Here is a 13,841-nt window from a genome sequence, read left to right on the forward strand (position 1 = left end):
AACGATATGAGTCTGTAATAGAGCGAGTCCTATCTTTTTCAATAGCAGTCAGGTTATTAATGAAGCCATTTAATTTCACTAAAATGTGTTTATTCCAACGGATTGACCTTACTAACGTATTTTCTAATTGTACGCGTTCATTTAAGAGATACGTGATGGTCTTTTGAATAAACCATAATAGTTTTTCCGTGCGTTCGGTTTCTATATTTCTATTATTAAAGTTTGAAGTAATGGATTCTGTTAAATCACTTAGTTGCCCGCTGCTCTCCTCTAAAGATGAGTAGGGGAATACTCGTGCATTTGGAAAATGTACACGTATTTTAGACTCGGTTTCATTTAGCATTGTATTTGCTGTTTCATCACTAAAAATTGTATCGATTGTATTTAAAACAAAATGAACTTGTAAAGTCGGTATTTGTTCTCGTATGTACAGTAGTGTATCGATTTCTTCATCAAGTAAAGGCGAAGAGGTATTAAGAACATATAATAGATTATCGGTTGCATGTAAGTATTCAAGATTTGTATTTTCTTTATTGCCATTTCCATCAAAACCTGGTGTAACGATAAATGAGAATTTATTTTTTCGTAAAAACCTACATGGTAATTTAAACTCAATACATTTCTGCTCAGATTCTGATTTTGGAGGAACAGCCATCATTTCGTAAAATTCATCCAAATTGGAAGTAGTTTTTATTGTTAAATCTGTGAGTTCTGTAATTTCTGTCTGCGCATTATCTTTAAATATGATAGCGGCTCCAGGAGAATTTTTTAGTATACTTTCCCCTAATATAGAATTGATAAAGGATGATTTACTATCATCATTCGTACCTGTAACGAGAACTTGTTGTACATTTAGGTCGGAAAGTTCTCGAACAAGCCATGTGAAAGAATGACCTAAGTCTACATCATTTTTTTCTGCCCATACGACAATAGTTTCAAATAAGTTTGAAACCTTGTCTAGATCAACTGTGTTATCTATTTTTGAACTAGAAAGGAGTGTTTCAGCGCTTTTTACAAGTAATGTATCAAGGCTTTTAGGTGAAATCTCATTCCATGCTAACGTTGCAGCAGAAACAAATAGAGAATGTTCTGCTTTTGTTAAGCTAAACCAATTTGTTAACAAGTCTGGAATAAGTTCCTGTAGTTCATGCATCAAGTATTGTCCTGTAATTAATTCACAGTAGGTGTCTTGATAAAGAGTAACAATTTCATCCCATGAGTCGTAAGAATCTACCTCGACGTGTAAAAAAAGGTGATTGATTGTTTGAATCCATAATAAGTAGGTTGACTCATCTTGATAGATTTTCCAAAGTGATGAGACAAGTTGCTTAAATTGAACGGAATCGATTGTATATAAAACTTTTAATGCTTCATAAAAATATTTTGGTTTCATTTGTTTTGTGAATCCTTGATTCACATAACTTGTTAAAATCTCAAACCAATGTAATGATTTCGTTCGAATTCCTTCTTGAACAGCAAGGTCAAGAGCATTGTTCCAATCCTGCTGCTTCTCATAAAAGGAACGAGCAATGGCAGTGATATTTGGATAGTCTGGTTGGAATGAAACTGCTTCACTAATGACCTTAAAAGCAAGTCCCAAACGATTTTGTTCGATGTACAGAGAAAGAAGTTGCAATGAAACTTCCATTGTCAGTGTTGTGTCTTCTGTTTGAATCGATGTATAGATTTCTTCTGCCATTGAAAGCAATCCTAATTCAAAATAAGCGTCTGCTATATTTTTTTTTGCCCATAGAGAGAGATCATTGTTTACTTTCTCCCACTTGAAGATGGCTGTTTCGAAATCTTTATGATGATAATAAACTTCTCCTTGCGCGAAACGAATGTTAGCGATATTGGAAAATTCATTTTCAGCTTCATTTACATATGCTTCCCCAAGTACTTGAGGAGATTGAACAGAATCCTGTTCAGTTAAGAATGTTTCATAGTATACCTTTTGAATCAATTGTTTTTCTATGGTCATGTTTTTTCCCCCTGTATAATTTAGAAAAATGATTTTTATGTAAAAGGATGCATAGTACTCTACACGGATGGAAGATGCATGTAATCTTTTTAAATATATGTTTACTGCCTATATCATTTTTCTTGAGAGTCAAACCGATGCTAAATGTAACTTTTCTTTATTGTAACAAAAATCACGCTTGTGAAGTCGGATTTTCTTATAATTATGAAGTGAAGTATGGATTTATCACGCTATTCGTGAACAATATGCATTCACACCTCAAGGTTCTGAAAAATGAAGATTAAAAGTAGTAAAAAGTTTCATTACAGGTAAGATGAATAGGAGTAGAGTTCATTATAAAAACGATGTATAGTGAATATGTATACCATGTTTGCTTAAAAGATAGAGAGGGTACAATATGGAATAACGATTGTGCATAGGATGTGTCATCCAAATGGAACAACATATTGGTGARTTAATCTCACATTATGGGTATTTTGGARTTATTATAGCTCTTGCGGGTGGAATAGTAGGTCTGCCAATACCAGATGAGTTTTTGCTGACGTTTGTTGGTTATAATATTTCGAAAGGAACTATGTCAGGGATAGCTGCTTTTTTAAGTGGAATGGCTGGTGCGGTACTTGGAATTACTTTAAGTTACATACTTGGCTTAAAACTTGGACTGCCTGTATTACAAAAATATGGTCCAAAGATAGGAATTAAAGAAAAGCAAATTGAAAAAACGCATGTTTTGTTTGAAAAATATGGTCCTTTTTTAATAATGATTGGATATTTTATACCAGGAGTTCGTCATTTAACTGCATATTTTGCTGGTATGTCGAATTTAACGTTTTGGAGATTTTGTCTATACGCATACGGTGGTGCTTTCATCTGGATTAGCGTTTTTATTGGACTTGGATGGAAACTTGGAGAGAAGTGGCGCTTTGTTGAATATAGTTTGCATCATTATGGAATGTGGATTTTAATTATCTCAGTAGTAGTTGTACTTATTGTATGGCTCTACATAAGAAGAAAAAAAACCGCTAGTTAAGCGGGTTTTAGCTGAAAGCAATGAAGAGAACACCTGCTGTAATACATACAACACCCATTCCAGTCATGAAGTTTAATTTTTCGCCTAATATAATTATTGCAAGAATAATTGAAAATACAACACTTAATTTATCTACAGGAGCAACTTGTGAAACTTTTCCTGTTTTTAAGGCGAGAAAATAAAACAGCCATGATGAGGCACCAGCTATACCACTTAAAGTGATAAATAGCAGTGCTTTTTTATTCATTAGAACGTCACCAATATTTTGAAATTTTCCTTGTATCATAATTACGCCTATCATAAATAGTGCCATGATGATTGAACGGATAGTTGTTGCCACATTGGTATCGATTCCTTCTAAACCAAATTTTCCAAAAATGGATACAAGTGCTGCAGCAATTGCTGATAATAATGCGAATAATAGCCATGAACTCATAGTAAAATTCCTCCAGTCTTGTATTATTATACATGAAAATCATTCTCAAGTATAACGGATAGCAAGAGGATGTTTTGAATATAACTATGAAAATAGTAAAGGCCCATCTAACATCTTTATGTTAGATGGGCCTTTGATCTATTATTCTGCAATTTCTTCATATAAAAAGTACGTTACATTATAAATGTGTTCTACTTCATCATCTGTCATAAATAAAAGCTCTTCACGCTCAATTCCCTTTTTCTTTTCAATAAACTCAATCATATTTTTCCGTTCTTCTCTTTTCATCATTTTATTTCTCCTCCCAATCTGTTTTAATACAGTTTATTTAAGTTGATACTATTATATAACAGAATCTTTAGAAAGTTCCATCTTTTTTATCTTTTTTTTGATAAGAACTTTTCGACAAAACAAGCCCTTTTAAAGGGCTTGTTTTCGAATTATAGTCGTAAAAACTCTGGTTGAGTCGTACCAGCACTATCGATGTAGTAAATTGTATTTGGATTGATCTTTATAAGTACATAGTTAGGATCTTCAGGGCCGAGTAACCAGCGTTTTAAGTTGTTGTTCCAAAATTTATTTTTTAAGGTTTGCTCTTCTTCAATTGAAGCGGTGCCTTCTACTTCGATATAATCTTCATCCCATTTCTTCCCTTCTCTTCCGAGTAGCACATGTACATTTGAATTTTGTTCGATATCTACTAGCTTTTTGGAATTACGATCTGTTGCGACATATAATACAAAGTCTTCATGAAAAAACATCATAAAACAGCTATGTGGCTTATTTTCACGCATGGTAGCTAATACACCTGTTCTTTGTCCTTCAATAATAGTTGCAATTTTTTCTTTTAAATTCATTTTTTGAGCCCCTTTCTGTTATCCGTAATTGTATTCTGTGAAAACTTGTTGCTTAAAATTTTTTACACTCTTTTATACCTTTTTCTTCAATCGTATTTTTTAAACGTATTTGTGATGAAATGGGACAAGTTAGGAGAAGAATAATGATAATAGTGGGGGAAATACATACGATGGAAGGATGGAAAATATGTTTAATAAAATTTTCTTAATACTTGCACTTGCTGGTGTACCGCTTTCTATTCTTGGAAATACGTTGCATTGGCCACAAACAATTATGTTTGCTGTGTATTGCATTACAATTATTGCTCTCGCTGCTTTTATGGGAAGAGCGACAGAAAGTTTAGCTATTGTTTCTGGACCAAGAATTGGTGGGCTATTAAATGCAACCTTCGGGAATGCGGTTGAACTTATCATTTCAGTTTTTGCATTACAAGCAGGGCTAACTGAAGTCGTACTTGCTTCACTAACTGGTTCCGTTCTTGGAAACTTATTGTTAGTTGGAGGTCTTTCTTTTTTTGTAGGAGGGCTCAAGTATAAAAGACAAAGTTTTAATGTTYATGATGCAAGGCATAATTCGGCCTTACTAATATTTGCAGTTGTTGTAGCATTTGTTATTCCAGAAGTTTTTTCAATGAAGATGAGTATAGACAAAACATATCAATTAAGTATTGGGGTTTCAATCATCATGATTGTCATGTATTTAGCCGCACTATTCTTTAAACTGGTTACGCATCGTGGTGTGTATCAGCATAAAAGCGATGAAGTAGAGCATGAGGAAGAGCCTGAATGGTCAAAAGGGAAAGCATTACTTATTTTAGCGATTGCAACAGCGGCTGTTGCTTATGTATCCGAGGCGCTTGTTCATACATTTGAAACGGTAGCAAAATCATTTGGGTGGTCGGAATTATTTATCGGGGTTATCATTGTTGCGATTGTTGGTAACGCCGCGGAGCATGCCTCTGCAATTATTATGGCTTATAAAAATAAAGTGAATATTGCAGTTGAAATTGCAGTCGGTTCAACCTTGCAGGTTGCCATGTTCGTTGCCCCTGTTCTCATCATACTTTCGATGTTTTTTACGGTAAAAATGCCCCTTGTATTTACAATGCCGGAACTTGTGTCCATGATTACAGCGGTCTTTTTAACAATTGCAATTTCAAATGATGGAGATACGAATTGGTTTGAAGGAGGAACATTATTAGCCGCTTATCTCATTATGGGAATTGGCTTTTACTTGTTATAAAAAATTGGGATAACAATATTACGGAGAGAAAATAATAGAGATAGTTAATATATAAATCCATTTTGATTTGCAGGCATATAAGTCGCTGCTACGAAGAACAAAARGTGACCTGCACTTGTTTTCTCTCTTTGTTTTCATTTGGCATGTGGGGGACAGGAAGAGGATCTGACCGCTTTTATGCATGACCAGATGCTCTCTCCCACCTAAAAAGAAAGATTTTATGTCGGTTTTTCAATTTGTATTTAATAGCTATTTAAATGATTTATACACTCTTAAATTAGGAAGGGGTAAAGTAGGTGAAACGAGTGTACAGCATATGTCTTTCAACTATGGTCTCGTTTATTTTATTATTTCCTTATAGTAGCTCTGCAAAGACAACAATAAACGTAAAGATGCCTTCATCTGTTTTGAATATTTCAAAGGACAATACGTATCCAAATGAAGCGCAGGATTTACCGCGTTTGCAGCCAAGTGAACTAGCGAAAGAATTACTGAAAACATCGACCATTCGAATCGAAAACCCAGATTTAATTCGGATGTTTAATGAAACGTCGATTTCAAATGCACCTCTTGCAGTTGGCTATAGGGCGAAAATTTATTTAGGTCAATGGCCGTTAAATTATGAATCAACAGATACAACGATAAATTGGGAATATAAGCAAGTAAATCGTAATGTATATGATAACCGTGGTGTGGAGCGGCTATATCCGCTTCGGTACAAACAAGAATCGCAAAAAACGATAGAAGGTGGTTTAACAGCCTATATTAAAGATACAGATGATGTGAAAAAGATGATTCTTTTAAAGGCGATGGAGAAGGTGCAGCTTCCCCTTTCTTTTAAAACAACAATTGGTTATGGTACTGGAAATGGGCGTGTATATAATATCAGCCCAAAACAACTTGGGTATTTATATGCATATACACCAGCGGTAAATGAAAAAGGAAAAGTTACATTTGGAGAAGTATATCTTGTTTTAAAAGGAAATCAGAAGAGGCTTGTCATTAAAAATATTACTTCACAAGGAATTGGGGCATCTATTCCTATACAAGATTATGTATCCTTTAAATTTATTTCTTCGCCTTATCCACAATAGCAAAAAAACGTCAGCATATTTAGCTGACGTTTTTTTGCTACAGTGTAATATTTGTTTCTTTTGTTAAGAAATCCTCGGTTGGATAATAGCTGTTTTTCACAAGAATATTTGGCCCAAGGCATTTTACAGCAGGGCAGTGACAGCTTAGTGATTTCGCTGTTTTCGAACTACACCATCTGTCGTAGGCTTCTTGTAATGTGTTTGTTTGAATGTTACCAAGCAGTGGAATATCACCAAAGTCTGTTACGATAATGTTGCCATCAAAAATATTTACATTTAAGCGAGAACGCCCATCTGGATCGTTACGAACCGTCACGTTTTTGCTTAAATGTAATTTTCTTAATGTAGCTAAGTCACGTTCATCATTACTACATGCGTAGAAAGGTAGTGTGCCAAATAACATCCATATATTTTCATCACGAATATCTAATAAATGCTCGATTGCACTTCGAATTTCATCTTTTGTTAAAATTTCAAGGTTGCTAGCAAAATCACTTGGGTACATAGGGTGTACTTCATGGCGCTTACAGCCCATTTCTTCGACGATTTGACGATGAATGTGTTCAATATGTGGCAGGGTACGTTTATTTAACATTGTTTCTGCTGACACGAGAACACCTGCATCTGATAAAGCTTTACTATTTGTAATCATTCGTTCAAATAGTTTAGCACGTTGTTCATAAGTAGGTTTGCGCTCCATCATTGCAAATCCACCTTCAACGAAATCATCAATTGTTCCCCAGTTATGTGAAATATGCAACACATCTAAATAAGGAATAATTTGTTCATAACGGGCTAAATCTATAGTTAAGTTTGAGTTGATTTGAGTGCGAACGCCTCGTTCATGGGCATATTTTAAGAGTGGTGTTACATAGTTGTCGACGGATTTTTTTGAGAGCATTGGTTCTCCGCCTGTAATACTTAAAGAACGTAAATGAGGAATCTCATCTAATCGTTTTAATAAAAGTTCCATTGGAAGCGGATTTGGATCTTTTGGCTGTAATGTATAACCAACAGCACAATGCTCACAGCGCATATTGCATAACGTTGTCGTTGTAAATTCAACGTTTGTTAATAGTAGTTTGCCGTACTCTTCAAGGTCCATATACGCTTCCCATGGATCGTAAGAAGGAGTAATCGGCTTCATTGTTTGTGATATACTCATCTGAAATACTCCTTTGACTGTTGAAATAACAATTTGTCCATCCTCTATAATAGAAGAATATGGACGTTTTATAAAGTGAAACTTTTTTCAGTGGGGGGTTCTTCATCCGCCACTGAGAATTAGTTGAACCAATCGGGCTTTTATGGGCAGTTGATCCCCAAACTAATTTCTTTGTTTTTGCTGAGTTTTAAGGCGGGGGTCTTACTGCCCGTTAATGCGGGGTAAAGTGAAACTTTTTGTAACAAGAATTCTTCATCTGTTGATTTCACTTCAAGTGATGGAGGAAGTAAATTAAATGTCTGCTTGTATGTAATCAAGTATTGTGGCAAAAATGATGAAAATTCATGTTCGTGATAATCATTTTTGCGGTATAATAAGAGTAACTCGAATAAAAAGGAGAGTGCCTTTGTGGGAAAAGCAATTCAAGATAAAGATTCACAATTAGTATATTTAAAAGAACGTTTAAATATGTTCATCGAAGTAATTGATACAATTGAACCAGAAGAGGTAGAATTAGAAGATGTAGATCGTCTTCTTGCGATGTTAGATGAATTAGAACTGAAATGTGAGCAATTTAAAAAAGACGAATAATATAAAACGGCTGCCAATTATATATTGGTAGCCGTTTTCTGTAAATGCGCTGTTTTATTAGAAAATATATAGATTTCCTGCCCGATTAAATAGAAGGACTATGGAAAAAAGGGTATAATCAAGTTGTGAAAAATTTCGTTTGATCTTAAGAGTCATAAAATAAAAACAAAGACTCTAGAGACTTAAGGGTAAAAATTTCATCTCGTAGCGTTTTGGTAGCGTTCACAATTGAGGGGGAAGTAACAATGGAAAAGCTTCAAGAAAGTATGTATCAACTGATTGTTGAAACATCAACGAATTTACCGAAAGATGTTCGTCGTGCAATTCAACGAGCAAAAGAACGAGAAAATGCAGGGACTCGTTCTGCAATGGCGCTTGGCACCATTACAAATAACATTAAAATGGCAGATGAAAACATCTCTCCAATTTGCCAAGATACAGGGATGCCAACCTTCAAAATTTATACACCAGTTGGCGTAAATCAATTACAAATAAAAGAAGCAATTTACAGTGCGCTTGAGCGGGCGACACAGGACGGGAAACTTCGTCCGAATTCTGTTGATTCTCTTTTCGGAGATAATAGCGGTAATAACTTAGGACCAGGTACACCTGTGATTAAGTTTGAGCAGTGGGAGAAAGATTATATTGATGCTCGTTTAATTTTAAAAGGGGGCGGCTGTGAAAATAAAAATATTCAGTATAGCTTACCTTGTGAATTAGAAGGACTTGGACGAGCAGGTCGTGATTTAGAAGGGATTCGTAAATGCCTTCTTCATGCGGTATATCAAGCACAAGGACAAGGGTGTAGTGCAGGAGTAATCGGTGTTGGTATCGGGGGAGACCGTACGTCAGGTTATGAGTTGGCAAAAAATCAGCTATTTCGCACATTAGATGATGTGAATCCAATTCCTGAATTACAGAAGCTTGAAGAATACGTATTAGAGAATGCGAACAAGCTTGGCATTGGTACGATGGGATTTGGTGGAGAAACAACTTTACTTGGTTGTAAAATTGGAGTATACAATCGTCTGCCAGCTAGTTTCTATGTGTCTGTTGCATATAATTGCTGGGCGTATCGTCGCCTTGGTGTAACAATTCATCCTGAAACAGGTGAGATTATCGATTGGTTATATCAAGAAGGTGAAAATACACTTCAACAAGAAGTGGAGCACGCAAAAAGTGAGCAGCGTGAAATTGTACTGCAGGCACCAATTACAGAGGAGCAAATTCGTGAACTTCGCGTTGGAGATGTCGTTACCATTAACGGGATGATGTACACAGGTCGTGATGCAATTCATAAGCATTTAATGGATAACGATTGCCCGGTAGATTTAAATGGACAAATCATTTATCACTGTGGTCCAGTTGTAGTGAAAGATGAAAATGACAATTGGAAAATTAAAGCGGCAGGTCCAACGACAAGTATTCGTGAAGAGCCATATCAAGGCGACATTATGAAGAAGTTTGGTATTCGTGCTGTCATCGGTAAAGGCGGCATGGGAGCAAAAACATTAGCGGCACTAGCAGAACATGGTGGTGTATATTTAAATGCAATCGGTGGTGCTGCGCAGTATTATGCAGAATGTATTAAAGAAGTGAAAGATGTCGACTTCTTACAATTTGGTATTCCAGAAGCAATGTGGCACCTACGTATTGACGGCTTTAAAGCTGTTGTAACAATGGACTCTCATGGTAATAGCCTACATGCAGATGTAGATAAAACATCATTTGAAAAATTAGCAAGCTTTAAAGAACCGGTATTTAAGTAAGTGGAAAAATGCATCTCGAATCATTCGAGATGCATTTTTTTGGTACATATAGAAAAACTTGTTTAGAATGAAAGGAATATTGAAAACAGAAACTACAGGTACGATGATATATGGAAAGGAGACTATTTATGAAGCATAGATGGTTATATATAGGTCTCATTTTTTCAATTATAATGACACTTGTTCCAGTTTCTGCTTTCGCGTATACGAACGCACCAAATCACTGGGGGATTCCGCGAGCAAAAAATGAGACTCCGCCAGATGCAGGGAAAAAATTTACTGATCTACTCCGGGGTAATGGTGGTTTTTATTTAGGAGACACGAAGAAAAAAGATATATATTTAACATTTGATAATGGATATGAAAATGGATATACTGGAAAAATTTTAGATGTGCTAAAAGAAAAGAAAGTGCCAGCAACATTTTTTGTAACGGGTCATTATATAAAGACGCAAAAAGAGTTATTATTAAGGATGAAAAATGAAGGTCACATTATTGGAAACCACTCTCGAAGCCATCCTGATTTTACAACTGTAAATGATGAGAAACTTCGTGAAGAATTACAAAGTGTAACAGATGAAATTAAAAAAGTAGCTGGACAAAAAGAAGTGAAATATGTACGTCCTCCGCGTGGGATTTTTAGTGAGCGTACGCTAGCTCTTGCGAAAGAAATGGGATATTATAACGTATTTTGGTCGCTTGCATTTTTAGATTGGAAAGTAGATCAGCAAAGAGGATGGCAATATGCCCATAATAATGTAATGAATATGATTCATCCAGGATCCATTATATTACTTCATGCTATATCAAAAGATAATGCAGAAGCGCTTGCGAAAATCATTGATGATTTGCGCGAGAAAGGGTATCATTTTAAAAGCCTGGATGATTTAGTAAAAAGCAATCAGCCGTAAGCATGTATGCTTACGGTTTTCTCATGCTATAATGATGTGTAAAAAGGATGGGGAAACGTATGTGGAGCGAACATGTTACGTTAAAGGATTCGTACCATTTTGAAGAGGTACTCAGGCGTTTGTCTTTTGATCCACTCAATGTTGTTCAATTAGAAGAGAAAATAGTTTATGTCCCACTTCTTATGGATGAAGAACAAATTGTTGTCCGCGTACAAGGAATTGGTACACTTCAAAACCCACAATTTTGGGTTTCAAGTCAGACAGGTGAACAAGAGAAGGTTATGAAACGCATCTATTCCATTTTTCAATGGAATGAATCTTTTCAAGATATACAAACCCATTTTAGAAACACATCATTACGTCCACTTTTTGAAACATATGCCTATACACCACTTGTTTTAGAGTTTGATTATTTTGCTTGTCTTCTTCGTTGTATTATTCATCAACAAGTTCATTTGAAATTTGCTACTTCTCTTACAGAACAATTTGTAAAGCGATATGGAACAGAGAAGAATGGCGTTTTCTTTTTCCCAACACCAGAAAGGGTAGCGAATATTTCAATAGAAGAGCTCAGAAATCAGAAATTTAGTCAACGAAAAGCTGAATATATGGTAGGACTAGCAAAACATATTGTGGAAGGTAAGTTAAATTTAGTGGAGCTAGAAAAACAAACAGAAGAAGTAGTAGCAGCACAATTGTTACCAGTGCGAGGTATTGGTGCATGGACGGTGCAAAACTTCTTACTGTTTGGGCTCGGACGGAAAAATATGTTCCCAAAAGCAGATATTGGGATTCAGCGTGCACTTCAAGGTATATTTCAATTAGAGAATAAACCAGATGATGCATTTTTAGAAAAAATGAAACAAGAGTGTGAACCATACTGCAGTTATGCAGCGTTGTATTTATGGAAAAGTATAGAGTAGAGGTGTAACAATGGTACAAAAGCAACATGAGAGTAAGTTAGAAGTTGGTCAAACGTTTCCTGTGACAATTAAGCGTCTAGGGATTAACGGAGAAGGCGTTGGTTATTTTAAGAGACAAGTTGTTTTCATTCCAGGGGCATTACCAGGAGAAGAAGTTGTTGCGGAAACAACGAAAATTCAGCGTGGCTTTGCTGAAGCGAAAGTGAAAAAAATTCGTAAGGCATCACCGCATCGCGTAAAACCGCCATGCCCAGTATATGATGAATGCGGTGGTTGTCAATTGCAGCATTTAGATTATAAAGAACAGTTGAATCAAAAGCGAGATATTGTTGTACAAGCCTTTGAAAAGTATATGAACGGAAGCATGGAAGCTGACATTCGTCCAACACTTGGTATGGGCAACCCATGGCATTATCGTAATAAGAGTCAATTACAAGTAGGACGTAAAGATGAAAAAGTGATTACAGGATTATATAAACAGAACTCACATCAATTAATTGATATTTCTCACTGCATGATTCAGCATAAAGCAACAAACGAAGCGACAAAAGTTGTACGACGTATATTAGAAAAATTGAACATTTCTATTTACAACGAGAAAAAACAAAAAGGTCTAGTGCGTACAATTGTGACACGTGCTGCAGTTCAAACAGGGGAAGTACAAGTCACATTAATTACAACAAAAGAAGAATTACCAAATAAAGAGCAATTTATCGCAGAAGTACAAAAACAAATGCCAACAGTCAAATCGATTATGCAAAATGTGAACTGGCGTAAAACATCTGTTATTTTCGGTGACAAAACATTCAACTTAGCTGGAAAAGAAGTCATTCAAGAAACACTCGGTGATTTATCATTTGAATTATCAGCACGTGCATTCTTCCAGTTGAATCCAGAACAAACTGTTGTCCTTTACAACGAAGCGAAAAAAGCTGCTGCGTTAACAGGAAAAGAAAAAATCGTTGATGCATATTGTGGCGTTGGTACAATTGGACTTTGGCTAGCAAATGATGCAGCAGAAGTGCGCGGTATGGATGTCATTCCAGAAGCGATTGAAGATGCAAAGAAAAATGCAAAGCGTCACGGATTTACAAATACAAAGTACGAAGCTGGAAAGGCAGAACAATGGCTACCGAAATGGGTGAAAGAAGGCTGGCGCCCAGATGTAATCGTAGTTGACCCTCCTCGTACAGGTTGTGACGATAAGTTACTTGAAACAATTTTAAAAGTACAACCAAAGCAAGTTGTTTATGTTTCTTGCAATCCTTCATCATTAGCGCGTGATGTGAAAGCATTAATGAAGAGTTATGAAGTGGAATATGTACAACCGGTTGATATGTTCCCGCATACGGCACATGTGGAAAATGTAGTAAAGCTTGTTAGAAAAGAAAATTAAAGGTGTGGSAGTGAGAGATAGGTCTTATCGAAAAATCGATAAGGCCTAATTTTTATTTAGGATGAATTACCCTGAACCGCATCATAAGTAACCGATAGTGATTTGATTTTAAAAGTGAATTGTTTATTTTAGGTCTATCGGAATAATTTTAATAAAGTGAAACTTTAATCAGTGGGGTTTTCTTCATCCCCCACTGATTATTAGTTGAACGAATCGGGCTTTTACGGACAGTTCATCTCCCACCTAACTTCTTTGCTTTCGCTGAATTTTGAGGTGGGAGTGTTACTGTCCTAAAATAGCGGGATAAAAATTAGAATTAAGAAATTAGCACTGATCTTTGTATGTTTTATTTGTTTTTTATTACTATATCAACTCCGATTACTTTAACTTTAATTCGTATGTAATTAAATAATATGATGATTAAAGGATTATACAAATATTGGGT

13 protein-coding genes are annotated in these 13,841 nt (G+C 35.6%); 8 read left to right on the top strand and 5 right to left on the bottom strand.

Annotation, left to right across the window (positions count from 1 at the left end; translation table 11 throughout):
• A partial coding sequence (locus AC1DIT_RS23275) for a dynamin family protein (protein ID WP_476998436.1) occupies positions 1-1,981 on the bottom strand: 1,981 nt, incomplete at its 3' end.
• 433 nt (positions 1,982-2,414) lie between these two features.
• Here AC1DIT_RS23275 and AC1DIT_RS23280 point away from each other — a divergent pair.
• Positions 2,415-3,011, top strand: a complete 597-nt coding sequence (locus tag AC1DIT_RS23280) for a DedA family protein (RefSeq protein WP_476998437.1) — start codon at positions 2,415-2,417, stop codon at positions 3,009-3,011.
• A gap of 7 nt (positions 3,012-3,018) precedes the next feature.
• Here the strand turns inward: AC1DIT_RS23280 and AC1DIT_RS23285 are convergent, their stop codons facing one another.
• The 3 genes from AC1DIT_RS23285 to AC1DIT_RS23295 form a co-directional block, all read right to left on the bottom strand.
• Positions 3,019-3,447, bottom strand: a complete 429-nt coding sequence (locus AC1DIT_RS23285; RefSeq protein WP_016112951.1) for an EamA family transporter — start codon at positions 3,445-3,447, stop codon at positions 3,019-3,021.
• A gap of 141 nt (positions 3,448-3,588) precedes the next feature.
• Entirely contained in the window at positions 3,589-3,735 is a 147-nt protein-coding gene (locus AC1DIT_RS23290; RefSeq protein WP_026008701.1) for a BH0509 family protein, read from the bottom strand.
• 152 nt (positions 3,736-3,887) lie between these two features.
• Entirely contained in the window at positions 3,888-4,304 is a 417-nt protein-coding gene (locus AC1DIT_RS23295; RefSeq protein WP_016112952.1) for a pyridoxamine 5'-phosphate oxidase family protein, read from the bottom strand.
• 187 nt (positions 4,305-4,491) lie between these two features.
• Between AC1DIT_RS23295 and cax the strand changes: the two genes are divergently transcribed.
• The gene (gene cax / locus AC1DIT_RS23300) at positions 4,492-5,547 is read left to right on the top strand and encodes a calcium/proton exchanger (RefSeq protein ID WP_476998438.1); all 1,056 of its coding nucleotides are present in this window, start codon (positions 4,492-4,494) and stop codon (positions 5,545-5,547) included.
• A gap of 296 nt (positions 5,548-5,843) precedes the next feature.
• Positions 5,844-6,641, top strand: coding sequence for a YfkD famly protein (locus tag AC1DIT_RS23305; RefSeq protein WP_080118948.1), 798 nt, complete (start codon positions 5,844-5,846; stop codon positions 6,639-6,641).
• A gap of 37 nt (positions 6,642-6,678) precedes the next feature.
• Here the strand turns inward: AC1DIT_RS23305 and yfkAB are convergent, their stop codons facing one another.
• Positions 6,679-7,806 (bottom strand): radical SAM/CxCxxxxC motif protein YfkAB, encoded by a 1,128-nt coding sequence (gene yfkAB / locus AC1DIT_RS23310; protein ID WP_016112955.1) that lies wholly within the window; start codon positions 7,804-7,806, stop codon positions 6,679-6,681.
• Positions 7,807-8,214: 408 nt separating this feature from the next.
• Between yfkAB and AC1DIT_RS23315 the strand changes: the two genes are divergently transcribed.
• From AC1DIT_RS23315 to rlmD, 5 genes are all read left to right on the top strand, one after another.
• Positions 8,215-8,397: an SE1561 family protein gene (locus tag AC1DIT_RS23315; protein WP_002174720.1), complete on the top strand. Its 183-nt coding sequence runs from the start codon at positions 8,215-8,217 to the stop codon at positions 8,395-8,397.
• Between the two features lie 245 nt (positions 8,398-8,642).
• Positions 8,643-10,166, top strand: a complete 1,524-nt coding sequence (fumA, locus tag AC1DIT_RS23320; protein ID WP_016132523.1) for a class I fumarate hydratase — start codon at positions 8,643-8,645, stop codon at positions 10,164-10,166.
• A gap of 128 nt (positions 10,167-10,294) precedes the next feature.
• On the top strand, positions 10,295-11,077 hold the full coding sequence (pdaA, locus tag AC1DIT_RS23325; RefSeq protein WP_016112957.1) for a delta-lactam-biosynthetic de-N-acetylase: 783 nt from the start codon (positions 10,295-10,297) through the stop codon (positions 11,075-11,077).
• Between the two features lie 59 nt (positions 11,078-11,136).
• The gene (locus AC1DIT_RS23330; RefSeq protein WP_016112958.1) at positions 11,137-12,000 is read left to right on the top strand and encodes a DNA-3-methyladenine glycosylase family protein; all 864 of its coding nucleotides are present in this window, start codon (positions 11,137-11,139) and stop codon (positions 11,998-12,000) included.
• A gap of 10 nt (positions 12,001-12,010) precedes the next feature.
• Complete coding sequence (gene rlmD, locus AC1DIT_RS23335) at positions 12,011-13,396, top strand: 23S rRNA (uracil(1939)-C(5))-methyltransferase RlmD (RefSeq protein WP_016132369.1); 1,386 nt, start codon at positions 12,011-12,013, stop codon at positions 13,394-13,396.
• Positions 13,397-13,841 lie beyond the last annotated feature (445 nt).

This window comes from Bacillus sp. 05T22, from assembly GCF_056396765.1.